At 58.8% G+C, this 23912-nt stretch carries 18 protein-coding genes and 2 pseudogenes; 16 read left to right on the top strand and 4 right to left on the bottom strand.

Translation table 11 applies throughout. From position 1 onward, the window contains the following. Nucleotides 1-565: 565 nt before the first annotated feature. The 3 genes from NKH42_RS15835 to nifA all read right to left on the bottom strand — a co-directional run bounded on the left by NKH42_RS15835 (nucleotide 566) and on the right by nifA (nucleotide 4848). On the bottom strand, nucleotides 566-1606 hold the full coding sequence (locus NKH42_RS15835) for an LLM class flavin-dependent oxidoreductase (RefSeq protein ID WP_023678254.1): 1041 nt from the start codon (nucleotides 1604-1606) through the stop codon (nucleotides 566-568). Nucleotides 1607-1697: 91 nt separating this feature from the next. Then, nucleotides 1698-2837 carry a histidinol-phosphate transaminase gene (hisC, locus tag NKH42_RS15830; RefSeq protein ID WP_352974229.1) on the bottom strand — a complete coding sequence of 380 codons (1140 nt, stop codon included), beginning with the start codon at nucleotides 2835-2837 and terminating at the stop codon, nucleotides 1698-1700. Between the two features lie 238 nt (nucleotides 2838-3075). Further along, nucleotides 3076-4848, bottom strand: a complete 1773-nt coding sequence (gene nifA, locus NKH42_RS15825; protein ID WP_502906425.1) for a nif-specific transcriptional activator NifA — start codon at nucleotides 4846-4848, stop codon at nucleotides 3076-3078. A 735-nt stretch (nucleotides 4849-5583) separates the two neighbouring features. On the opposite strand from nifA, the gene NKH42_RS15820 reads away from it, so the two are divergent. From NKH42_RS15820 to NKH42_RS15810, 3 genes are all read left to right on the top strand, one after another. Then, nucleotides 5584-5793 carry a hypothetical protein gene (locus tag NKH42_RS15820; protein WP_352704246.1) on the top strand — a complete coding sequence of 70 codons (210 nt, stop codon included), beginning with the start codon at nucleotides 5584-5586 and terminating at the stop codon, nucleotides 5791-5793. A 54-nt stretch (nucleotides 5794-5847) separates the two neighbouring features. Next, nucleotides 5848-7176 carry a dicarboxylate/amino acid:cation symporter gene (locus tag NKH42_RS15815; protein WP_352615322.1) on the top strand — a complete coding sequence of 443 codons (1329 nt, stop codon included), beginning with the start codon at nucleotides 5848-5850 and terminating at the stop codon, nucleotides 7174-7176. A 302-nt stretch (nucleotides 7177-7478) separates the two neighbouring features. Then, entirely contained in the window at nucleotides 7479-8510 is a 1032-nt protein-coding gene (locus NKH42_RS15810; protein ID WP_352704244.1) for a LacI family DNA-binding transcriptional regulator, read from the top strand. 579 nt (nucleotides 8511-9089) lie between these two features. Here NKH42_RS15810 and NKH42_RS15805 read toward each other — a convergent pair. Continuing rightward, on the bottom strand, nucleotides 9090-10019 hold the full coding sequence (locus NKH42_RS15805; RefSeq protein WP_352457033.1) for a LysR family transcriptional regulator: 930 nt from the start codon (nucleotides 10017-10019) through the stop codon (nucleotides 9090-9092). Nucleotides 10020-10287: 268 nt separating this feature from the next. Between NKH42_RS15805 and NKH42_RS15800 the strand changes: the two genes are divergently transcribed. From NKH42_RS15800 to NKH42_RS15740, 13 genes and pseudogenes are all read left to right on the top strand, one after another. Beyond that, nucleotides 10288-10881, top strand: a complete 594-nt coding sequence (locus NKH42_RS15800; protein ID WP_352615318.1) for a NodA family N-acyltransferase — start codon at nucleotides 10288-10290, stop codon at nucleotides 10879-10881. Further along, nucleotides 10878-11537, top strand: a complete 660-nt coding sequence (gene nodB / locus NKH42_RS15795) for a chitooligosaccharide deacetylase NodB (protein WP_352704242.1) — start codon at nucleotides 10878-10880, stop codon at nucleotides 11535-11537. Before NKH42_RS15800 ends, nodB begins: the two co-directional genes overlap by 4 nt. A 14-nt stretch (nucleotides 11538-11551) precedes the next feature. Further along, a complete protein-coding gene (nodC, locus tag NKH42_RS15790; RefSeq protein ID WP_352494955.1) occupies nucleotides 11552-12877 on the top strand; it encodes a chitooligosaccharide synthase NodC in 1326 nt (441 codons plus the stop codon). Between the two features lie 80 nt (nucleotides 12878-12957). Next, nucleotides 12958-13554, top strand: a complete 597-nt coding sequence (nodS, locus tag NKH42_RS15785; protein ID WP_031194123.1) for a nodulation methyltransferase NodS — start codon at nucleotides 12958-12960, stop codon at nucleotides 13552-13554. Nucleotides 13555-13589: 35 nt separating this feature from the next. Further along, a pseudogene (locus NKH42_RS15780) lies at nucleotides 13590-13835 on the top strand (carbamoyltransferase N-terminal domain-containing protein); the annotation flags it as partial. Between the two features lie 43 nt (nucleotides 13836-13878). After that, entirely contained in the window at nucleotides 13879-14790 is a 912-nt protein-coding gene (nodI, locus tag NKH42_RS15775; RefSeq protein WP_023719311.1) for a nodulation factor ABC transporter ATP-binding protein NodI, read from the top strand. Between the two features lie 3 nt (nucleotides 14791-14793). Continuing rightward, the gene (locus NKH42_RS15770) at nucleotides 14794-15582 is read left to right on the top strand and encodes an ABC transporter permease (RefSeq protein WP_352494954.1); all 789 of its coding nucleotides are present in this window, start codon (nucleotides 14794-14796) and stop codon (nucleotides 15580-15582) included. A 67-nt stretch (nucleotides 15583-15649) separates the two neighbouring features. Beyond that, nucleotides 15650-16612, top strand: a complete 963-nt coding sequence (locus NKH42_RS15765) for a LysR family transcriptional regulator (protein ID WP_352483784.1) — start codon at nucleotides 15650-15652, stop codon at nucleotides 16610-16612. A gap of 8 nt (nucleotides 16613-16620) precedes the next feature. After that, nucleotides 16621-16883 (top strand): annotated as a pseudogene (locus NKH42_RS15760) (hypothetical protein); the annotation flags it as partial. An 891-nt stretch (nucleotides 16884-17774) separates the two neighbouring features. Next, a complete protein-coding gene (locus NKH42_RS15755) occupies nucleotides 17775-18566 on the top strand; it encodes a calcium-binding protein (protein WP_352483785.1) in 792 nt (263 codons plus the stop codon). Nucleotides 18567-18961: 395 nt separating this feature from the next. After that, on the top strand, nucleotides 18962-20731 hold the full coding sequence (locus tag NKH42_RS15750) for a type I secretion system permease/ATPase (protein ID WP_352450798.1): 1770 nt from the start codon (nucleotides 18962-18964) through the stop codon (nucleotides 20729-20731). After that, the gene (locus NKH42_RS15745; protein WP_352704239.1) at nucleotides 20706-22019 is read left to right on the top strand and encodes an HlyD family type I secretion periplasmic adaptor subunit; all 1314 of its coding nucleotides are present in this window, start codon (nucleotides 20706-20708) and stop codon (nucleotides 22017-22019) included. The genes NKH42_RS15750 and NKH42_RS15745 overlap by 26 nt, the downstream gene beginning before the upstream one ends. A gap of 656 nt (nucleotides 22020-22675) precedes the next feature. Beyond that, complete coding sequence (locus NKH42_RS15740) at nucleotides 22676-23893, top strand: tyrosine-type recombinase/integrase (protein ID WP_352457555.1); 1218 nt, start codon at nucleotides 22676-22678, stop codon at nucleotides 23891-23893. The last annotated feature ends 19 nt before the right edge of the window (nucleotides 23894-23912 follow it).

The following is a 23912-nucleotide window of genomic DNA, read 5'->3' as shown; positions in this document are numbered from 1 at the left end:
TGCCGGACACTCAGGCCGCCGCAGACGAGGAAGCAGGCAGCATTCATGCAAAGCACTCGCGCGGATCGTGAAGACCGGCTGCGAACGATTTCCTCCAGCGTCGTTATCCGACCGCGGTGCACGCCGCGACATCGGGCGAACTCGCTCCAGGTGGTGTCGCTCGGCGTAGCAAAGCCGCTCGCGAGCGCGCCCTCAACAGCGCCGTAGCGAGTGACGGCTTTGCTACCGCCGAGCCGCTGATGAAGCTGGATGCGGGAGCCGCCACCGGCGCCGCCCCGGTCGAGAAGAACCTCTGCGGCCGGCTATGGGCAATGACTAGCGCGAGCGCGACGAGCAGATGCGTGCCGGCACGGTGGCGCGCTCGGCCATCATCTCCTTAGGATCGTGCAGTCTCACACCGTGCCCAGATACCGGCCAACGCACAAACCCGGCAATCTGTGCCCCCGGTTCGTCGTCAGTTTGGCCTCCCTCACGATTTCCCAATCCCCACCACGTGCACGCTCGAGCAATGTGAGGGAGCGCTGTTACAACGATTTACCTTCGGATCAGACCGCGAATTTCATGGTCAGCCAAGTCGAGCCATGATTTCGGATTGAATGGTCGTCGCGGTGTATAGGGAAGCATCTAGCGGCAGATTCCCAAATGCCAGTTGACAAAGAAGGTAGTTAGCACCTGCCTCTTCCAACTGACTGAGCAGAGCTTCTCGCACAGACGCTGCTGATCCTACCACGCACAATTCACTCTCGACTGCCGCATCGAAGGTCAGCGGCAGGTTGGGTGGAGTGGGGATAGCGTTAAGCTCGTAAAGGAATTGGAAGCTCTTGAGCCATCTTTCGTAAGCAGGTGCCGCGAGCGAATAGGCATGTGTGTCACAACGCCCAACCACGACCATGCGGAGCAATCCAATAAATGGCGCTCGATCGCCCGCGCCAGTGTTGTCCTCTTGATAGGCGCGGAACGCATCAGTAGTTTTGCGAACAGAAGAGGAAGGTCCTACACACGCGATATTTGCTCCATTCGCAGCGGCCCAGGCTGCGGACTCGGGTCGATTGGCGGCGACCCATGTCGGCGGATGTGGACGCTGATGAGGTCTTAGCGTCAAAGGAACGTCATTGAGCTCAAAATGGCGGCCTTGATAGCACAGCGTGCCAACCTTCATGGCATTAACAAGTATTTCAACAAGAATTTCGCTGGCTTCCGCATAGCGGCCCGGCACCGCGTCCGCACCAATCCCGAAGTAACCCAATTCGATCGGGAGAGCACCGCGCCCTATGCCCAGTTCGAGCCTGCCACCGCTCAACTGGTCCAGCATACAGATCTCTTCGAACGCACGCAGCGGATGATAAAGCGCAAGCAGCATCACCAAGGGTCCGAGACGCAGGCGCCGGGTGCGCTGGGCGACGCTCGATAAGAACAGATTCGGCGATGGACCTCTCCCATGGGGGGTACAGTGGTGCTCTGCGAGATGATAGGCATAGAACCCTAGCTGATCGCACGCCTCTGCTAATATCAGGCGATCTTCGTACTGCCGGGCGATATCGAGGCCGTCCTCGTCCAGATGATCGAAGATGCCGAAGGCTAGGTTTGAAGGAAAGACGTTTGTCACTCGATATTGTCCCCGATTTTAAAGAAAAATGTTGTCGTGCTTGGGTGACCAAGCAAGTCTAAAGATAGCAATGTGTGATATCGGATTAGCGTCAGCGTACCGAACGAGCAGAGCCTGACGCCCCCCTGCCTGTGGTGCTTGGTATGCTTAAGCTTCCAACTATATCGCGAGCGGCAGCAAGAAATGCATCCAATTGCTCTTTTGTGCCGATGCTGACGCGGATGCAATGTTCCAAACCATTGTCCGGAAAGTAGGCAACGAGTATCTTTTGACTTTCCAAGGCTGCTTGCCACCATGAGCCGTCCTGTCCCGCTGGCACACGGGCTAGCAAGAAATTTGCGTGGGAGGGCGTTACGGAAAATCCAAGTTGCGACAGTGCGGCTCTCACTCGCTGTCGTTCATGTCTGATGTGCTTGTGGTTCTCTGCGTAGGCGCCGCGATGCGCAAGCACGCTGATACCAACCGCATGCCCGATCACGTTCATGTTGAAGACGTTCTGGATGTTGCGCAGCCTGCCAATAATCTCAGGGTGACCGAAACCGAAACCGACGCGAATGCCGGCGGCGGCATAGCTCTTCGAAAATGTTCTCAAGATCAGAAGGTTCGAATAACGGTTGATGAGGCGCAGCCCGTGATCGGGTGCAAAGTCGACGTAGGCCTCATCAAGGACGACCAGGCGATCCGATTGTGCCACGAGGCGTTCGATATTGCTTATCGAGAGGAATGTTCCGGTCGGATTGTTTGGATTGGCCACCAGAATGAACTTGGCGTCTTTTGCCGGACCGGAAAGCAATTGCTCCATTGGCAGCGAATGAGTTTGACATCCGATCTCGAGAAACTCAGCACCATGCAACATGGCAAGTTTGCGGTTGAACGAAAACCCTGGCGATATCATCGCCACCTTGTCGCCAGGGGCGAGGAAAGCTCTGTAGATGAGTCCGAGCAGTTCAGACGACCCGTTGCCTGCGATGACCTGATCCGTGGATACGCCATAGGTACTGGACGCTGCTTCCCTCAAGCTGATGTTATCGTCGTCCGGATACAGATACTGGCGATTGAGGGCCGCCACTGCACTTTGCATTATGATTGGCGGCAACGGAAACGGGTTCTCATTCGTATTCAGCTTGACAAAACTTTTGTCCGGCGCTGGTCCGTTGGACGGCAGAGCATCTAACTGTCGCGTCCCTTGCGGAAGAGACGAAAGCACAGCTTGCAGTTTTGCATCGGACATATTTTATCTCCGTTTCAGTCGCACAGGGGCATCCGTATGAGCTCGCAACGAGAGCAACATGGCGGACGGATTGACGATGGCAGCGTCGCCTTTCACAAGATGGTCGCAACGCCGGCTGCCACGACGGGAATTCGGCCAGGCTGTCCTCGGTCAGATCGACTTGACGCGGACGCGGATCTGCATCCCTGCGCGGGCCAAGCCGCTAAGCGGTCTCAGCTAATCCGCCTGAGTCATGCTTTCACAGACGCTTGACCTCGATGCCGTATTTCCTCAGCACGTAGCCAATCTGGCGCGGGGTCAGTCCAAGCAGGCGCGCCGCCTTTGCCTGCACCCAGCCACATCTTTCCATGGCAGCAATGACGCGCTCGGCGTCGGTGGTCCTCGCGCCCAATGAGTGGGTTGCTCCGGCAGGCGGGACTGTGGTGGCGGCCGAATGAGCGGCCGCATCCGGCGGCGTGGCCGGATTCACTGCCTCTGGGAGGATTGGCGCTGGTTGCAGCGCGGCCTTGCCCGATCTGCTCTTCCGCAGCGCCTCGGCAAAGCATTGGTCGTGGGAGCACGCAAAGTCGTTTCTCCCGATTGATCGTCCCTCCGCCAGGATCGCTGTCCGGTGCACGCAATTTTCAAGCTCGCGAATGTTGCCGGGAAATTCACATTTCATCAGTACTTCAATCGCACGCGGATCGAAGGTCAGCGTACGGCCGTTCTCATCGTTGAAATTCTTGAGAAACTCAGCTGCGAGGAGCGGAATATCGCTGCGCCTTTGGCGTAATGCCGGCACCAGCAAGGGAACCACGTTGATGCGATAATATAGGTCGGCGCGGAACTCATTCCTTGCAACCGCCTCTTCAAGGTTCCTGTTCGTGGCGGCAATCACGCGAACGTCGACCTTGATGGTCTGGTTGCTGCCGACGCGCTCAAACTCCTGCTCCTGCAGCACGCGTAGTAGCTTTGCCTGGAAGGAGGCCGAGATCTCGCCGATCTCATCCAGAAACAACGTCCCCTTGTCGGCGAGCTCAAAGCGACCCTTGCGGGAATTGAACGCGCTTGTGAAGGCACCCTTCTCATGACCGAACAATTCGGATTCCAGGACTGTCTCTGGCAGCGCTGCACAATTGAGTTTGATGAAGGGCCGCTTGGCGCGCGGCGACAACTCGTGAATTGCCTTGGCGACCAGCTCCTTCCCGGTACCGGATTCGCCTCGCAACAGAACCGTGGTCTTTGCCTTAGCTACAACTGCGATCTTCTCGAGCAGCGCGCTTAGCGCCGGACTATCGCCAATCATTCCCTTGACGTGAACCTTCTTGCGCTGCGGTGCAGGGTGCTTGACATCAGAGAATTGCGTTTGCAGCCCATCTTCCACCTCCGTCGGTCGTTCGCGGTCGCCCGCGGAGAAGCGGTGCAACTTGACTGTCTGTCCCACCATGTTGGCTATCATGGTGAGCAACCGGACATCATAATCGAGCCGATACGTTGACCTGCTGTCCAAGGCGCGATCGATAGTCAGCGTGCCTACGGCGTTCCCATCAACACGAATGGGAACGCCGATGAAGGACACGGTGTCGGAGGCCCCAAGCACCTCTATGTCAGCGGCAGTGAAGGCCGAATGCACCGCTATGTTCTCGGCGACGAGCGGCGTGTCCGTCGTCACAATCAGATCGATTGCCTTGCGCGGCAGGCGCATCCGGGAGCGCTCATCGCTGTTCTCGTCGGAGCCGGTGACTACGGTGATGTCCAGTACGCCCTCAGCGTCGAAGAGAGCGATGATGCCGTGCCGCATCTGCACAAACGAGGGCAGGAGATCGACGACCTTGGCCAACGTGACTTCGAGCCGGGCGGGGTTGGTGAGTACTTTCGATATTTCGAAGATGCCGGTAAGCGCGTGCTCGTGCGATGGCACAAAAGGGACCGCGGTGTTCATCTCGGACTTTGGGTAAGCCCTTTTCGCATCCGGAAGCGAAATGCGGCACTCGCTGGCATTTTGTTCTGATTTGGGAATGTTGTGGTGCATATGATCCTCGATCTCGCGCCATGAAATGCATGCCGGCGGCATGTGCGCCCGCGACGTCGCGGGCAAGCGCGAAAATGCTCTGACGTGAACTCGTGCCACCGCCGTGTGGTCGAGTGAAAAGCGGGTCGACCCCTGACGCATCGCTTGGCTCTCCCTCCACGAAGCTTGGCCACGTTCTCGGCTTGCACGGGGGCAACCACACGTTGATTTTCAAAAGACTGGAGCGAGGCGGGATAGTCAATCGAGCTTTCTTTCATTCGTGAAAGGAAACCTCGCGGCCTATGATAGAATTCATCAGTTCTAATTTTTGTCGGCGATGTTGAACGACAGAAATACGGCGCCGGCGATGCGGTGCCCGAGCGGCTGACCGCGCCGAGTTGCCGGGCCGTGCCAGTCACCAGCGCCTGCGAACCAGGGGCGGGAGCGATAATCACTGCCGACGACACTGGTCGGTCGCGGCAACCGCCATTTCCTCGATATTGATGACGCAGTTAAGGCGGCGGCGTCGCGTGTGAAGGCGCGAAGGTGGCGGTCGAGCGCGGCTTTCTCGGCGGTGCTCGGAACTTCTGAACCGCATCGTCGCGGTCAGCACCAGCGGCGTCAGTCCCTACGTCTCGACGTCGCTTTCAAGCTGTCGCTGCAGCGGCAGCGCGGCAAAGAACACGGCAATTCTCCGCTCTGGTGCCAGCGATGCGGCCCTTCCCAAAGTCGGCAAACCGAGGAGCCCACCACGATGTGCAGCAAAACCGCAAGCCAGAGAGATCGACCGGCAATCTGCCGGAGAACATCAAGCGCGTGCTGGACGGCGGCCTTGTCATTCCCGTCTTGTGCCACCGGACTCATCCCATCATTGGCGAGCCCAACGTCAGTTCAGGTCATGCGGATCCATTTGGCATGGGTATTGCGGCGGCGTTGGTGCAGCGTTCGACCGGAGCGCCGCGATAGGGAGAAGCCCGGGAGAAGTCACGCCACCTCGATCCGGTCAGGGAGAGAGAAACAGTGTCAGCTGCACAAGTCCGCGGCGCGAGTCCCGCGCCCCGCAAACCCTTCTATGCCAAGCTTTACGCGCAGGTGCTTGCCGCCATCGCGCTCGGCGTCGCAATTGGCTATTTCTATCCGGGGACCGGCGAGAGCCTGAAGCCGCTGGGTGATGCCTTCATCAAGCTGGTCAAGATGATCATCGCGCCTGTCATCTTCCTGACAATTGCGACCGGCATTGCCGGCATGAACGATCTTCACAAGGTCGGCCGGGTCGCCGGCAAGGCAATGGTCTATTTCCTCACCTTCTCGACGCTCGCGCTGATCGTCGGCCTGATCGTCGCCAATGTCGTCCAGCCTGGCGCCGGCCTCAACATCGATCCGGCCTCGCTCGATGTCCAGGCCGTGAATACCTACGCCGCAAAGGCCCACGAGCAGTCGGTCACCGGCTTCCTGATGAACATCATCCCGCCAACGATAGTCGGCGCCTTCGCGGAAGGCGACATCCTGCAGGTGCTGTTCTTCTCGGTTCTGTTCGGCATGGCGCTCGCGATGGCCGGAGAGACGGGCAAGCCTGTCGTTTCCTTCCTTCAGGCGCTCATCGCGCCTGTCTTCAAGCTCGTCGGCATTCTGATGAAAGCCGCGCCGATCGGCGCTTTCGGCGCAATGGCCTTCACCATCGGCAGATATGGCATCGGTTCGGTCGTCAACCTCGCGATGCTGGTCGCGACGTTCTATTTCACCGCCTTCCTCTTCGTGTTCGGGGTTCTCGGCGCGGTCTGCCGCTACAACGGCTTTTCGATCTGTTCTCTCATTCGCTACATCAAGGAAGAGCTGCTGCTTGTCCTCGCAACGTCCTCCTCGGAGGCCGCGCTCCCCTCGCTCATGCAGAAGATGGAGAAGGCGGGCGCCAGGCGTTCGGTTGTGGGTCTCGTCATCCCGGCCGGATATTCGTTCAATCTGGACGGCACGAATATCTACATGACCCTGGCGGCCCTCTTCATCGCGCAGGCGACGAACACCGATCTGTCAATCGGCGATCAGGTGCTGCTGCTGCTCGTTGCGATGCTTTCCTCCAAGGGCGCTGCAGGTGTGACAGGTGCGGGCTTCATCACCCTGGCTGCTACGCTCGCCGTAGTTCCGAGTGTTCCCGTTGCTGGGATGGCCCTGATACTCGGCATCGACCGCTTCATGTCCGAATGCCGGGCGTTGACGAATTGCGTTGGTAACGCAGTGGCATCCCTCGTCGTCGCCCGCTGGGAAGGAGAATTGGACCAAGCGCAGATGAAAGCCGCCTTCTGCGGTCATCAGCTTGCCGAGGCATCAAACCGGCTATCCTCCGCCGAGTAAGGGCGACGCACCGCGACCGGCTTCGCCAAGCTGGTCACATGACCTGAACGATCGACTCGCAGGCTCTAAACGGCGCCTCACGGACCATGTATCAGAAGCGCTAAATGTGTGAGTGCAAATCATCGCCGCCCTAAGCGAATGAACCTTCCGTTATACCCGGCCGGTCTACGTCTGGAGTAGTCCAATACGCTGTCGATCATTCAGTATGCGGGCGTCTTCACTTTGCCCACCCGAAACCATTGTCGAATCGCGCTAGGTGACAGAGAGCCAGCCTGCGTCAAAAACCAATCAGAATAGGACCCATGACCAAGCGCCCCACAATTGCCGATCTCGCCCGCGAATCCCGAGTCAGCGTAGCAACGGTCGATCGGGTTCTGAACGCCCGCCATCCGGTGCGCGAGGAGACCGCGCGGCGGGTCCACGACGCCGCCCACGCGATCGGCTATCATGCTGCCGGGCTCATCAAGCAGCGCTTGCGGCGAGACCTACCGTGCTACCGTCTGGGCTTCATCTTGAGAAAACCGGCCCAGCATTTCTACCAAGACTTTGCGCGCGAGGTCGAAGCGTCGGTCAATTTGGCCCAGTCCTTCCACGGCATTCCGCTCATCCAATTCGCCCCGTCACATATGCCGAGCGACCTAATCGCACCGCTCAAGGATTTGGGCGCACGCTGCCATGCGATCGCGATGGTGGCACCGGACCACCCAAAAATTACAGCAGCGGTTGAGGACCTCAAGGCCAAAGGCATTCCCGTTTTCTCGCTGCTTTCCGACTTCGCCGCCGGCGTGCGACAGGGCTATATCGGCCTCAACAACCGCAAGGTGGGGCGCACGGCCGCTTGGATGGTGTCCAAGGTCGCAAAACGGCCCGGCAAGGTGGCGGTGTTTGTCGGCAGCCATCGTTTCCAGGGGCACGAGCTCCGTGACGTCGGCTTTCGCTCCTATTGCCGTGAGAACGCGCCGACGTTCGAGGTGCTCGATCCGCTCGTGAACCTGGAGAAACGGCAGGTCACCTACGAGGCAACGCTTAATCTCATGCAGCGGGAACCCGAGCTCGTCGGCTTCTATGTCGCCGGGGGCGGCATGGAGGGCGCCATCTCCGCGGTCCGGGAAGAGGGTAAAAGTCGCGATCTCGTCGCGATCGTGAATGAAATCACGCCGGAATCTCGGGCGGCACTCGCTGATAACATCATCACGATGGCGGTCGCCACGCCAATGCGCCGGCTTTCCCAGGAGCTGATAACGCTGATGACGCGGGCTATCGAGACCGGCACTGCTCAAACACCAGGACAGACATTTCTGCCGTTCGACATTCATCTGCCGGAAAATATATGAAACTGATGGCTTCTATCGTAAGCGGGGAAGTTTCATTTCATAAATGAGAGAAAGTTGATTGATGATTCCATCCACGCGGGGTAGCCGCACCCCACAGGCCTCAGCCGCGGCCCAGGATGAAGCCAATTGGGTGAACGGATCGGCCACGCGTTCAGGCGGAAGCGCGAGGTAAATTGCCTACATCCGCAGCGTCAATCGCGACCGGCTTCATTGCCAACATCTCGACGTTGTCGGTGCAGGGCGGTGTCGTCAAGGATGCCTCACGCCAGTAGCCGAGCGAGGCCGGCACAGTCCATTGGGATTGACCTCGTCGACCGGCATCTCCTCGCCTGGCCGCGCGTGAAAAGCCGCGGCAAGGCCGGCAAAGTTGGCATTTGAGTGGGGCTAGACATCTTCTGGGACTTCGCACGCGAAATCGGAGGCGGCAGTCAACTCAGCACCAACCCGGGCATGTGTTCTGCTCGTTCCTGGCCCTCGTACTCAGCAAGGAACTGCGCCGCTCTGCCGAGCCAAAGGCCTGACGCCCGAATGGCAACCGCTCCTACGCGATCGCGACCGCCTCCAGGAAGCCCGAGACGCTCAATAGCTTTCAAGCAAAGGCGCCAGGCGAGATGCCTCCTGCAACATCATTTCCCGCATCCACAGGCTTGCCGGATCAGTATTGTGAAGCGCAGGCCATTGGACGGCCTCGGTGAATGCGGGATGAGGAAGTGGCGGCGGAAGTCCGACAATCCGCAGGGGTGTTGTTTTTGCGAAATGCTGCGCCAGCCGTAAGGGCATGGTCCCGATGCGGTTGGTGCCTGATAGGACGGGCGCGATCAGGCTAAAGCCCTGTACGACGACCTCGATACGTCTCTCGAAACCGTGCTCGAGCAAATACCACTCCTCCATGGTGGGCTGCCGGGTGTGCCTGAATTTGAGCACGACATGCCCCATCGACAAGTATCGCTCGAATGTAAGTGGCTCTGACAGCTGCTTGTTCGTGCCGCAGCCTACGCATACGAGCATATCTTCGAACAGGGCTGCGCGAGGATGTTTCGACATGAACACTTCCGGCATAATCAGAAAATCAACGTCGCCGCGCCGGAGAAGCTCCTCGGGGTCGTCGCAAATAGGCAGACATTCGAAGCGGACGGCGGGAGCTTCCCGCGCAGTACGCTCTACGATCCTCTTAAAAAGCACGAGCGTGAGGTAATCGGAAAGCATGATTCGGAAGAGACGATCCGATTGGGCTGGGTTAAAGGCGTCGGAGGAAATAATCGATAGCTGGATGTGCAGCAATGCGTCCCGGACTGCTGGGGCAAGCCCCTCCGCGCGCGGTGTCAAAATGAGCTCGCGGCCGTTCATCGTAAATAGCTCATTGCTGAAGTAGGCGCGTAACCGAGCGACGGCGGCGCTCATGGCCGGCTGGCTCAGGTTAATACTGTTGGCCGCGGCAGTGACTTTACGCTCCCTGATCAGAGCGTCCAGCACAACGAGGAGATTCAGATCCAGCCCCTTAAACCGCATATCCTGATCTATCCAGCGTGTGGATGGGCATCATCTAAACAATCAATTTTACGAATTTACGAACCATGCATTAGAGGAACGTAAATGACCGACGTCAAGCTCAAATCGACGGCGCCGCGACACGGGCGGGAACATCGAGAGAGCTCACTGGCGAGCCCCACCGGCTGGCTCACCTTCGCTAACGACAACGGTTGAGTGCAGCCAACAACGCCGCCGCTTTGGCCGGGTAATGCGGCCCGCAAGAAACTATTTTGAAGAGAGGTCCTGAATGCGCCCTCAGGTGCAGTGGAAATTGTGCTGGGAAAACGAGTTGCAGCTCTCGGACCACGTCGAGCTCGCCCAGTTCTTTCGTAATACCTACGGGCCGACTGGGGCGTCCAACGCAGAACCGTTCGAAGGTAGTCGAAGCTGGGCCGGAGCCAGGCCTGAACTCCGCGCAATCGCCTATGATTCGAGCGGTGTAGCGGCTCACATGGGCATACTGCGCCGTTTCATCAAGGTTGACGCGGTCGATCTGTTGGTGGCTGAGCTGGGCCTGTACGGGGTACGTCCGGATCTTGAGGGTCTCGGAATCGCCCATTCAATCCATGTCATGCTTCCAATACTGCAGGAGCTTGGCGTTCCATTCGCTTTCGGAACCGTCCGGGACGCGCTGCGGAATCATGTTGAGAGGTTCGGGCGGCGATACAGCCCTATGGCCGTTTTGTCGGGAATTCGCGTGCGCTCCACCCGACCAGAGGCGCGCCTCGACCTGCCGCCCACACGCATCGATGACGCACTCACCATTGTTCTGCCAGTTGGACGGCCGATCAGCGAATGGCCCACGGGCACGATGATCGATCGGAACGGACCAGAGCTATGAGCCGTCCCGATTGCTTGTACGAAGTGCGCCGTGAGTGCTCTGACGGCACCGGCCGTCGCAGCGTTTATCTGACGTTTGACGACGGTCCCAATCCACTTTTCACACCGGAGATTCTGGATGTGTTGGCAGAGCAGCGGGTGCCGGCGAGTTTCTTCGTCATCGGCGCCTACGCCTTAGAGCACCCGGATCTAATCCAACGAATGTTTGCAGAAGGGCACGAGCTAGGCAACCACACGATGACTCATCCGGATCTGTACAAATGCGGCTTCGGCGAAGTGCAACGTGAGATCTTTGAAGCGAACGGCGCCATCATGAGGGCGTGCCCTCAGGCCTCGGTGCGCTATATTCGCGCGCCCTACGGGGCCTGGAGCGAAGAAGTCTTCACAGCGTCACAGATCGCCGGGCTGACGGCCCTCCATTGGTCCGTCGACCCTCGAGATTGGTCTCGCCCTGGGGCCGACGCGATTATCGATACCGTGCTCGCCTCTGTCCGGCCGGGCGCAATCGTACTCTTGCACGACGGATGCCCTCCCGGCGAGTTGAGCCAGGGCGCTCACGCCGGTCTGCGCGACCAGACGGTCACGGCGCTGTCCCGGCTGATTCCAGCACTTCATGAGCGCGGATTTGTAATCCGCTCACTTCCTCAACATCACTGAACAAACGAGATCCCATGACTCTTCTTGGTACAACCAGCACTGTGGCCATTTCGCTTTATGCACTGCTCTCGACTGCTTATAAGAGCATGCAGGGGATTTATGCTCTGCCGACAAACGACTCATCGGCGTTGGAGGATCTCGTCGGCTCCGATCAACTGCCCAGCGTGGATGTCATCGTCCCCTGCTTCAACGAGGATCCGCGCACGCTTTCAGAGTGCCTGGCGTCCATTGCAGACCAAGAATACGCCGGAAGACTTCGGGTCTATGTGGTTGATGACGGTTCTGGAAATCGCGAAGCCGTAGGAACTGTCCACGAAACCTACGCGCGCGACCCTAGGTTCGACATCATTTTGCTTCCCGAGAATGTTGGAAAGCGCAAGGCGCAGATCGCCGCGATACGCCGCTCATCCGGGGATTTGGTGCTTAACGTTGATTCAGACACGATACTCGCGCCCGACGTCATCACCAAGCTTGTACCGAAGATGCGAGATCCAGCGGTCGGCGCAGTCATGGGTCAGTTGATTGCCAGTAACCGGAGCGAGAGCTGGCTGACAAGGCTGATAGACATGGAGTACTGGCTGGCTTGCAACGAGGAGCGCGCGGCACAGGCTCGCTTCGGTGCCGTTATGTGCTGTTGCGGCCCATGTGCCATGTACCGCCGGTCTGCGCTCCTTTTGTTACTGGACCAGTACGAGTCGCAATTTTTTCGGGGCAAGCCAAGCGACTTCGGGGAGGATCGCCATCTCACTATCCTCATGCTGAAAGCAGGCTTTCGAACCGAGTACGTTCCGGGCGCCATCGCGGCCACAGTCGTTCCGAACAGACTCGGACCGTATCTGCGCCAACAACTCCGTTGGGCACGAAGCACATTCCGGGACACGCTGCTTGGGCTGCGCTTGCTGCCCGGCCTCAATAGCTATCTCACGTTGGACGTGGTCGGACAGAATCTCGGGCCGCTACTCCTCGCCCTATCGGTACTAACGGGCCTCGCACATTTCGCACTGACAGGCACTGTGCCTTGGTGGACAGGACTGATGATTGTGTCCATGACCATGCTCCGATGCAGCGTGGTAGCATTTCGTGCTCGACAGTTTCGATTTCTGGGCTTTTCCCTGCACACGTTCATCAACATCTTTCTCTTACTTCCCTTGAAGGCCTACGCGCTGTGTACATTGAGCAATAGCGATTGGCTGTCGCGAAGCTCTGCTGTCCCTACATCGAACACTGGGGGAAAACAGGCCCCCACCCAAACTCCGATCACTGGATCAAGCAGGGCAGAATTCTCACCGCATGCGGCTCCGCTTCGCAGGCTCAATCTTGCGCGGATTCTTCGGGATTAGCGCTGTCGAGCAACATCTGCGGCGACGAGTGATCGCTAATTACCTAGGTGGACGAGAGGTGGACGAGTTTGACCCAGAACATGAATCATCAGTTGCTCGATCGGGAATTGGCCGCAGACGATCCGTGGCGCCTCGACGGCAATCCGTTCGAGCGGGAGCGCCACACGCAAATGCTCCAGCTGGCGCTTGCCCAAGGCTCCATTACAAATGCCCTCGAAGTCGGGTGCGCTGCCGGCGCATTCACGGAAAAATTAGCTCCCAACTGCCAAGGGCTCACCGTCATCGATGTCGTGGCGCAAGCGATTGCTCGAGCACGTCAACGGATAAAGGAGCCGTCGCGCATCAACTGGATAGTCTCCGATGTTCAACAGTTTTCGACCGACGAGTTGTTTGACCTGATCGTTGTGGCGGAGGTCCTATACTACCTCGAAGACATAGCCGAGATGCGCGCGGCCGTCAAAAACCTGGTGCGGGTGCTTGCGCCAGGCGGGCATCTGATCTTCGGATCGGCAAGGGATGCTAATTGCCGTCGCTGGGGTCACGCCGCTGGTGCTGAGCCGGTCATCGCCATGCTGAACGAAACGTTGATCGAGGTAGAGCGTCTTGAGTGTCGGGGCGAGTCGGTCAACGAAGACTGCTTGCTCGTCCGTTTCCGGAACCCGCTTTCCGCTTCCTGATCAATCGAATCTATCGCCGTTAACGTGGAGACACTATGCGCATCTGTGGTACCAAGCTGACCCATGATGGGGCGATCGCCCTTGTCGAGGATGGACGGCTCGTCTTCTGCGTTGAGCAGGAAAAGCGGCACAACAATCCGCGTTATCAAACCATCGATAATCTCGACGCAATTGTCGCCGCTTTGGCGGAACAGGGGCTAAATCCTTGTGATGTCGATCAGTTCGTTATCGACGGCTGGGATGGCGAAGACGAGTCACAGTTTCAGGTCCGGCAGGCAACCAAGCAACCGCCAGTCTTGGCGTCCCTCTCGGTAAAATGAACCCATGTCCATGGTAGCGATCGATCTTACTGACGTAAGCAAAACTTATGACAAGCTCGTTGTCGACAGACTGTCGTTCCGCGTTGCGGCGGGGGAATGCTTCGGGCTCCTGGGACCGAACGGTGCGGGCAAAAGCACGATTGCGCGTATGGTCCTCGGCATGACATCGCCTGATGCGGGGAAGATTACTGTGCTCGGCGCTCCAGTGCCGGCGCGCGCGCGTTTGGCACGTATGCGCATCGGCGTGGTCCCGCAGTTCGACAATCTTGATACCGCGTTCACTGTACGCGAGAACCTGTTGGTGTTCGGGCGCTACTTCCGGATGAGCAGACGCCAGATCGAAGCGGTCATACCATCGCTGCTTGAGTTCGCCCGCCTCGAGAACAAAGCGGATGCGCGCGTCGCCGAACTGTCCGGCGGCATGAAGCGGCGCCTGACGCTCGCGCGTGCGCTGATCAATGACCCGCACTTGCTGGTGATGGACGAGCCGACCACCGGCCTCGATCCGCAGGCCCGCCACCTGATCTGGGAACGGCTGCGATCGCTGCTGGCGCGGGGCAAGACTATTCTTTTGACTACCCATTTCATGGAAGAGGCCGAGCGGCTGTGCGATCGGCTGTGCGTTATGGAGGAGGGGCGCAAGATCGCCGAAGGCCGCCCGTCCGCACTCATTGACGAGCAGATCGGCTGTGACGTGGTCGAGGTCTACGGCGGCAATCCGCATGAACTGGGTGCGCTGATCCGGCCGTACGCACAGCGCATCGAGGTGAGCGGTGAGACGCTTTTTTGCTATGCACCCGATCCGGAGCAGGTGCTGGTGCAGCTACGCGGGCGCGCGGGTCTGCGCCTTCTGCAGCGTCCCCCCAATCTCGAGGATGTGTTCTTGCGGCTAACCGGGCGCGAGATGGAGGACTGAACAATGGGCGAACGTTATGCGGCGGCCATGCCCGCCAATGCGTGGAATTGGGTCGCGGTTTGGCGCCGCAACTATCTTGGATGGAAGAAAATCGGGCTTGCATCGGTTCTCGGCAACCTCGCCGATCCGATGATCTATCTGTTCGGTCTCGGCTTTGGCATCGGAACAATGATAGGTCCTATTGAGGGCACGTCGTACATTGCGTTTCTCGCGGCTGGCATGGTTGCCACAAGCGCGATGGCATCGGCGACTGCTGAAACGGTTTACGGGAGTTTCGGCCGCATGGACAACCAGCGCACCTGGGAAGGAATGTTATGCACTCAGCTGACGCTTGGCGATATCTTACTCGGCGAATTGGCGTGGGCAGCCACCAAGGCCCTGATGGCGGGCACAGCAATCACTGTTGTTGCCACCACGCTCGGCTACACATCGTGGCCATCCATCCTCTGCTTGCTGCCAGTCATCGCTCTCAGTGGCCTCGCCTTCGCGAGTCTAGCGATGGTCGTCACGGCGCTTGCGCCCAGTTATGAATATTTCATATTTTATAATACGCTTGTTATAACACCCATGCTGTTCCTTTGCGGCGCGATGTTTCCGGTCAACCAATTGCCCGGCACTTTTCAGGACGTCGCCTCCTTGTTGCCGCTCGCACATGCAATTGACCTCATTCGTCCGGCGATGCTTGGCCGTCCGGCCGGCAGCATGGGCCTGCATATCGGCGCGCTTTGCATATACACGGTTTTGCCGTTCTTCCTATCGGTTGCTCTATTTCGTCGTCGGCTGATGCGTTGACGCTACTCACCATTCGTAAAATTGATTCTTTGGGCGATACCCATCCACGCGTCGGATAGGTCAATACATGCGTTTTAAGGGACTCGATCTAAATCTCCTGGTTGTGCTGGACGCTTTGATCAGGGAGCGTAAAGTCACCGCCGCGGCCCGCAGTATTAACCTGAGTCAGCCGGCCATGAGCGCCGCCGTCGGTCGGTTACGCGCCTATTTCAGCGATGAGCTATTTACGATGAACGGCCGCGAACTCATTTTGACACCACGCGCGGAGGGGCTCGCCACAGCAGTCCGGGACGCATTGCTGCACATCCAGCTGTCGATTATTTCCTGGGACGCCTTTAACCCGGCCCGATCGGATCGTCGCTTCCGCATCATCCTTTCCGATTACCTCACGCTCGTATTTTTTAAGAAGATCGTAAAGCGTGCTGCGCGGGAAGCTCCCGCCGTCCGCTTCGAATGTCTGCTTATTTCCGACGACCCCGAGGAGCTTCTCCGGCGCGGCGACGTTGATTTTCTGATTATGCCCGAAGTGTTCATGTCGAAACATCCTCGCGCAGCCCTGTTCGAAGATATGCTCGTATGCGTAGGCTGCGGCACGAACAAGCAGCTGTCAGAGCCACTTACATTCGACCGATACTTGTCGATGGGGCAGGTTGTGCTTAAATTCGGGGACACCCGGCAGCCCTCCATCGAGGAATGGTATTTGCTCGAGAACGGTTTCGAGAGACGTATCGAGGTCGTCGTACAGGGCTTTAGCATGATCCCGCCCCTTCTATCAGGCACCAACCGCATCGGGACAATGCCCTTACGGCTGGCGCAGCATTTCGCAAAATTAACACCCCTGCGGATTGTCGAACTTCCGCCGCCACTTCCTGCCGCATTCACGGAGGCCGTCCAATGGCCTGCGCTTCACAATAATGATCCGGCAAGCCTATGGATGCGGGAAATGATGTTGCAGGAGGCATCTCGTATGATTACCCCGCCTAAGAGCACCGGACGTCTCAGTTGTCGGCCGACGACCCCTCGGTTATGAGAGGAGGCATGGATGGCGATTGGGATTGGGCGATTCCTGCATTGTCGAGAACGATGCAGGGAGAGCAGATCCTTCAGCCTGAAGAGGTGGCAGCGATGCTGCCGCTGCATGAGCTTGGCTGGGGAACCGACGGGCGAACGAATTCGGGTGCGCTCGCAACACGGTGCCTCGGTATCTAAGCGAGGGCGGGACTGTTCCGTTTCGCAAGCCTGTGCGGCCGACCGCGTTTGACGGACTGGACGATTGGCTGCGGGAGCGCTTCTTCCCCCATGGCTCGGGCTGGATGACGATCTCGACCCGCTCCAGATGCGCCGGGAACGCCTTGCGCGGTCGCGCAGCACGTCGCGGCTCGCCTGTCGGTCTTGCGGCCTCGAGCTCGGACTCAATCGCGCCGAGCCCGGTCTGGATTTCGAAGGCGAAGGCCTGCTAGGCACGTTCGAGCTTCTCGGAGCTGCGACCGAAGCGGCGCGCTCCAGCTGCTTGACGATCCCATGAAGGTCGGCGATCCTCACCTGGGCACGCTCGTTGAGTGTCGCCATCCGGACGATCTCGGCCTTGAGTGTTTCGCTCCGGAGTTGTTGCAGTTCGGCCTTCTCCGCCGCCATGGCGACGAACATCGCCTTGAGCGTATCGATTTCGTGGGGACGGGCCGAAGCGCTTCTCATCATGACGCCGACAGAAGCTTATTGTGCACGGCCTGAAGCCCGCCTTTTGCGCCTGAGTCACTTCGCCACCGCCTTCCGGCCGGACGCCGTCGCCGTTCGGCTCGAACGCGTGTCCAGTCCATGCCTTCGACGAGCGCCATCAGTTTCGGCGCGGCAAGCCGATCACGCCGTTCTCCGCCAGCGGAACTTGTCCTCGTCCAGCGCTCACGGTGCGGGTATGCCGGCGTCGAGCAAACAGAGAGAAGTCTGGGGCCCAACCAGGACGGCCCCGTTACGAAGTTCGTCCTAGTCCCGGTTTGAGTGTCGAATCTTCATCGATTGCTTGGGCGACCAGCGTCCCCGCCGCCAGCGAGCCCGCAACTGCTCAGCAGAAGGGCGAAGTGAACGTGAATGCATCCATTTCGTAAATGTGTGTCTATCCAAGCAATCGATTTCTCTAATTATCCGATGAGCAATATGAACGCGTCAGGCAGGGTGCATCATTAGGAGTATTTTCGATGGCAAAGATTATCGAGGGTGGCCCGGGTGCCGAAACACTCATCGGCACCGAGCTTGACGATTGGATGGAGGGTTTCCAGGGCGGTGACTGGATTGACGGTCGTGGCGGCAACGACGAGATCTCGGGTGGCCCGGACAGTGACCGACTCATCGGCGGCAAGGGTAACGACCGCATCTTCGGCGGAGATGGCTGGGACGATCTCTCCGGCGACAACGGCCGCTTCAACCCGCGCGTCTCCGGTGAGGACAATGACAGGCTCAGCGGCGGTCCCGGCCAGGATGTCCTCTACGTGGGTGACGGCCAGGACACGCTGACCGGGGGCACCGACAGTGACACGTTCGTGTTCCAGTTCCACAATCCGGTGCCTGGGGTTGTCGGGTCGAAGTCGGACATTACCACTATCACCGATTTCAACCCGGCGGAGGACAAGTTCGCCTTCGATGCGGTGGGCCTCTACAATGACGGTTTTGGCGCGAACTTCGTCAACAACGCCAGCATACAGTCCGGCTACCCGGTGAGCAGCTTCTACAGTGGTGCGGCCTCAGGTGCGAACGGCGAACACGTCGTGGTAATCACTGGCGAATCTTTCAACTCTGCTTCTGAAGCCGCGAGTGCGATCTCCGGCGAGCACGCCGGCGACATCATTGTCTACCAAAGCAGCTACACCGACAGAGTCGCAACTCTGGCCTATGTCACCGCCGACAACAACGCGCATGAATTCGTCCACCTGGGCGGTGTGGTCACCGTGGCCGACCTAGGCCTGACCGCGTCGGACTTCACCTTCGTTTGATCCAGAAAACCCATACGGAACAGCGCCCCGCCCCCCGGGGGCGGGCGCTTCCGTTTCCGCTACTTGCGATGGGCCGGGGCGCCCGGGAGCAGTCGCAGCGTGTACAGCTTGACGAAGCCCTGCACGTCGCGCTGGTCGTACACCGAAATCTCCCTGAAGGCGTGGAGGCGGAAGCCTGTTCGGGCCCTTGCGGCCGGCCACGATGACGTTGCCCTTCCAAACCTTCAGCCGGACGGTGTTGTTGTTGACCCGCTCCATTAGATGCCAAACCAAACACATTCGGCGGGAGCACTGATCCTGAATCAGCGAGCGGATGCAGTCGGTTGCCGCTCGGGGAGCAATATAGGGAGCTGGGTCGCCAGATCCTCACGGAGACCTACGTGAGTAACCATTCCTTGAAGGATTCAGCTTTGAGACCTTTCCCTCTGACTTCCGCTATTTGGGGAATTCTGTTGATCAGCGGCGTGGTCAACGTGCTTGCGCTGATCTCGCCGCTGTTCATGCTTCAGGTCTACGACCGCGTTCTGGCAAGTGGCAGCGTATCGACGCTAGTGGGGCTCGTCGTGCTTGCTGCAGGGCTTTATGCGTTCCAATGCCTGCTCGACGTTTTGCGCGCCCGCGTGCTGCTGCGGATTGGCGAGCGTTTCGATGAACAGTTTTCCGGACGCGTTCACGATGCGATCGTTCGCCTTCCGCTTTTAACGCGCATGCCGGGCGACGGCTTGCAGCCGCTACGCGATCTCGACAATGTTCGCGGATTCTTAGGTGGAAACGGCCCGACAGCGTTCTTCGATCTGCCATGGATGCTGCTTTATCTTGGCATTTGCTTCCTCTTTCATTTCTGGATCGGCATGACGGCACTTATCGGGGCGATCGGTCTCACATCTCTGACACTCCTTACCAACACTCTCTCGCAAGGGCCGATACGCGATACCATTGACCACAACATGGTACGCAATGGTCTACTGGAAGCAGCGCGCCGCAATGCCGAGGTCGTGCAAGCTCTCGGTCTCGCAAAGCGGATCGCTGCCCGATGGCACAAGGCCAATGCCAAGTATCTGGCCGCCAACCGGAAAGTCGGGGACGTGGCAGGTGGGCTGGGTGGCATTTCAAAGTCGCTGCGCGTGCTGCTGCAATCGGCCATTCTTGCCGTCGGCGCGTACCTTGTCATCAGGCAGGAGACTACGGCCGGGGTCATGATTGCCAGTTCGATCACGATGGGGCGTGCGCTGGCTCCGGTCGATCTGGCCATTTCAAGCTGGAAACCCTTCCTCATGGCGCGCCAGGGTTGGGCGCGGCTGGAGGACCTCTTGGGAAAGGTTCCTGAAACCGCTCCTGTTATGCCAATGCCTGCACCTGAACGCGAACTCCGCCTCGAAGGCGTGACAATCGTTCCGCCCGGCGAAAGGAAGCCGACCGTGACCGGCCTTGCGTTTGCCGTTCAGGCGGGAAGCGCACTCGGGATCATCGGTGCATCGGGTTCGGGCAAGTCGACACTCTCGCGCGCCATCGTCGGCGCATGGGCGCCGGTCGCCGGAAAGGTTCGCATCGACAGCGCAAGCCTCGATCAATGGGACCGGGAAGCGCTAGGCCGTCATATCGGCTATTTGCCGCAAGGTGTTGAACTATTCGACGGCACCATTGCCGAAAACATCGCTCGTTTTGAAGATAATCCTGACCCTGAGGCTATTGTCACCGCGGCGAAAGCAGCGGGCACGCACGAACTGATCCTCCGATTTGAGCACGGCTACGAAACTCCGATTGGTGAGGCCGGATCGGCACTTTCCGCCGGGCAGCGCCAGCGTATCGGTCTTGCCCGTGCTCTTTATCGAGACCCTTTCCTTGTTGTGCTGGATGAACCCAATGCCAATCTCGATGCGGAAGGCGAGGCTGCGGTTGTCAAGGCGATCGCCTCCGTGCGCGAGCGCAAGGGCATTGCGGTTGTCGTTGCCCATCGGCCGAGCGCCATCCGCGCCGTGGATTTGGTGTTGGTGATGGAAGGTGGACGGCAGCGAGCATTCGGTGCGCGTGATGAGGCGCTTTCCAAAGTCCTTAAGGGGGCAGCGATGGCATCAGGCGCTGGGGTCAAGGCCATCGAGTCTACACAGGATAACGAGCGCGCTGACATGGAGGATCCCGGTGTCCGGCATTCATCAGAACAATGACGTTTCCAGGTCCATTCGCCGGCACCTGGTGGCGGGCCTGCTGGCGAGCGTGATCTTTGTGGGAGGAGCCGGAGCCTGGGCGGCCTTCACGAATCTCTCCGGCGCGGTTGTCGCGTCCGGACACTTTGTCGTCGATTCCTATGTGAAGAAGGTGCAGCACCCGACCGGCGGGGTGGTGGGAGAAATCCTGGTGAGCGAAGGTGATAAAGTAAAAGCCGGCGACATCCTCATGCGGCTCGACGCCACCCAGACGCGCGCCACTCTCGCTGTAGTCACCAAGCGGCTCGATGAGCTGGCCGCCAACCTGGCACGACTCGAAGCTGAGCGTGACGATCTGGCGGAGATCGCCTTCCCGGACTGGCTGCTCGCCCGCAGAGATGTTCCGGACGTAGCTTCGGCAGTACATGGCGAGACGCGGCTGTTCGAATTCCGCAGACAATCCCGCGACGGAAGGCAGGCGCAGCTAGCGGAACGCATCACTCAATATGAGCACGAGATCGAGGGGCTCAAGGCGCAGGCAATCGCTTGTGAGAAAAGCACCGAGATCCTCCAAAAGGAAATTGCTGCCCTGAGTGGGCTGCGCGACCAAGGCATTGTCTCGGACCAACGCTTGAACAGTCTGAAGACGCAGGTTGCCACTTTCGGCGGCGAACGCGGTGAGAAGATTGCACATCAGGCACAGACGGCAGCCCGCATAGCCGAAACGCGCCTGCAGATCCTGCAGATCGATCCGGATTTCAAGACGGAAGTCGGCCAGGAGCTCAGAGAGGTTCAGGCGCAGGTTGGGGAGTATGTTGAGCGCAAGGTGGCGGCTGAACAGGAACTGCGACGGATCGATATTGTCGCGCCGCAGTCAGGCGCCATTCAACAACTCGCAGTTCATACGGTCGGAGGAGTGATCACGCCCGCCGATCCGATTATGCTAATCGTGCCGGAAGGCGACGATCTTGCGCTTGAAGCACGAATCGCCCCGAAGGACATCGACCAAATCCAGCTTGGTCACAAGGCCGTGCTGCGGATGTCAGCCTTCAATCTGAGGACCACGCCGGTATTGAACGGATATGTCAGCCGGATCGCAGCCGATCTGGCGACGGACGAAAAAAACGGCGTTTCGTATTACCTGGTGCGTCTGTCGGTTCCGCATGCGGAACTGACGAAGCTCAAGGACCTGACGCTCGTGCCCGGCATGCCGGCCGAAGCGATGATCCAGACGGGCGAGCGTACGGCGCTTTCTTATTTTGTGAAGCCGCTGTCGGACCAAATCAGTCGCGCATTCCATGAGGAATGAAAGTAACCACAGAAACATTTTGTTGGTATTCTTGTTGGTTGTTACGCATGCATGAGAGTCATAACCGTCTGAAACCACAGCCATGATTCCGCCTCTGACTCAGATTCGTGGTTCCACGGTCATTTTGCCCTTCCAAGTCGCCGACCATTCAGTTCTTGGCCTCGAGCGCATTAAGATACCCATCATCGTACACAAAGGCTGGAAAAGAGTCCGGTGTCTTGAGCGATCCTGAGGTCTGGAGACCTAGGGTGAGCCTGCAAGCACAGGGCTAGGACATGATTGAGCGTCTGCAATATTCGGACAGGTACATAGGAAGACTGGCAGGCGTCAAAAACGCGCTTTCAACGCGCTAAACCGATGCTACGCACCCCGAGCGTCTTGCCGCCCTCGCTCCCGCCGGTAGGAATCAATCGCGAGCAGGCTGCGACGTTCATCGGCGTAAGCTCAACGACCTTTGATGAAATGGTCCAGGACGGCCGGATGCCCCAGCCACGAATGCCGAGCAAGGGGCGCATTGTTTGGGACGTCGAGGAACTTGTATTGGCCTTTCGAAAGCTCCCTCACCGCCAAATCGGAGGAGCACCAAAGCTTGACGAAGATTCGCCGCCACTAGACAATCCTTGGGATCGAAAACCACGAACATGACGGATGAGCCCGTGAAAATCGATCTTAAGGGCGTAGTGAAGGACACTGATCGCCACGGCAATGATCGGTACTATTTTCGCGCACCGGGTCGGAAGAAGGTCCGGCTCCGTGAACCGACCGGCAGCGACGAGTTCCTCGAGGAACTGCGGTGCGCGCGCGCCGAGGTCACTTATGTTCGGCCCGGCACTCTTCCCGAGATTTGCCGGCGCCTCCCCAAGCCTTCCGAGCCAGCGAAGAAAGGCACGTTGCTGTGGCTTTGCCAGGAGTATTACCGTCGGGGCGGCACGGAAATCACCCAAGACACTATGGCGCGCCGACGAGCAATTCTGGAGCGCGTATGCGAATTACCTCATCCCCTCGAAGGTGACCCGGATCCTCAGTATCCCACCAAGGGATCTCTGCCATTCGCCGGTATGAAACGGTCTCATGTTAAGGAGATCAGGGACACCAGGCTCGACGCCCTTGGCGCGGCAAACAATATCGTAAAAGCCATCAGCGCGATGTTTGAGTGGGCAAAGGACACAGAGATTCCGGGCGTCGACTCCAATCCCGCCCGCGGCATCAGACGGCTAAAGAGCGGCGACGGCTGGCACCCATGGGACGTGTCGGAGATCGTTCAATATGAGAAGCGGCATCCGCTGGGTACCGCAGCCAGACGTGCGCTCTCGATCTTCATGTTTACTGGCCTGCGGTTGTCCGACGTCGCGATCTTCGGTCGACAGCACATCACGCTCGTCTACAACGAGGAGACCGAGCAGTGGGAGAAGTGGATCAGAATTAAGCCTGGGAAGACCAGTCGTAACAAGGATGCGGTGTTGGTGGAGCTCCCGCTTCTGCCCGAACTAGAGGCGGAACTTGAGCACACGCCCTCCGACCAGATGACCTTCCTGGTCAATGAGTATGGTCGCCCGTTCTCGGAGAACGGTCTGGGCAACAAGATGCGCCAGTGGTGTGATCAAGCTGAGCTGCCGCACTGCAGTGCTCATGGAATTCGCAAGGCCGGCGCGACGATCGCCGCTGAGAACGGCGCGACGCACGAGCAGCTGAAGGCGATATATGGGTGGACTACGTACCAGCAGCCCGACCACTACATCAAGAAAGCGCGTCGCCGGAAGGTAGCGAGAGCGGCGAAATACCTGCTGGTTATCGATCGAAAAGAGAACAAAATTGTCCCACTTTCTGAGGGGGTTGAAAGAGGTGGGACAAAAATGGCCAAAAAATCCAATTAAATCAACGGCCACAAAAGCC

Origin of the sequence: Mesorhizobium sp. M1142 (assembly GCF_040318565.1) — a bacterium.
Taxonomy (GTDB): domain Bacteria; phylum Pseudomonadota; class Alphaproteobacteria; order Rhizobiales; family Rhizobiaceae; genus Mesorhizobium.
The sequence above is the reverse complement of the archived record's forward strand: the minus strand, read 5'-3'. Positions and strand labels throughout refer to the sequence as shown.

Coding starts and splice junctions, on each gene's coding strand:
- hisC (WP_352974229.1), bottom strand. CDS start 2,837: ATGTCCGATGCAAAACTGCAAGCTGTGCTTTCGTCTCTTCCGCAAGGG.
- nifA (WP_502906425.1), bottom strand. CDS start 4,848: ATGCACCACAACATTCCCAAATCAGAACAAAATGCCAGCGAGTGCCGC.
- NKH42_RS15810 (WP_352704244.1), top strand. CDS start 7,479: ATGACCAAGCGCCCCACAATTGCCGATCTCGCCCGCGAATCCCGAGTC.
- NKH42_RS15805 (WP_352457033.1), bottom strand. CDS start 10,019: ATGCGGTTTAAGGGGCTGGATCTGAATCTCCTCGTTGTGCTGGACGCT.
- NKH42_RS15800 (WP_352615318.1), top strand. CDS start 10,288: ATGCGCCCTCAGGTGCAGTGGAAATTGTGCTGGGAAAACGAGTTGCAG.
- nodB (WP_352704242.1), top strand. CDS start 10,878: ATGAGCCGTCCCGATTGCTTGTACGAAGTGCGCCGTGAGTGCTCTGAC.
- nodC (WP_352494955.1), top strand. CDS start 11,552: ATGACTCTTCTTGGTACAACCAGCACTGTGGCCATTTCGCTTTATGCA.
- nodS (WP_031194123.1), top strand. CDS start 12,958: ATGAATCATCAGTTGCTCGATCGGGAATTGGCCGCAGACGATCCGTGG.
- nodI (WP_023719311.1), top strand. CDS start 13,879: ATGTCCATGGTAGCGATCGATCTTACTGACGTAAGCAAAACTTATGAC.
- NKH42_RS15770 (WP_352494954.1), top strand. CDS start 14,794: ATGGGCGAACGTTATGCGGCGGCCATGCCCGCCAATGCGTGGAATTGG.
- NKH42_RS15765 (WP_352483784.1), top strand. CDS start 15,650: ATGCGTTTTAAGGGACTCGATCTAAATCTCCTGGTTGTGCTGGACGCT.
- NKH42_RS15755 (WP_352483785.1), top strand. CDS start 17,775: ATGGCAAAGATTATCGAGGGTGGCCCGGGTGCCGAAACACTCATCGGC.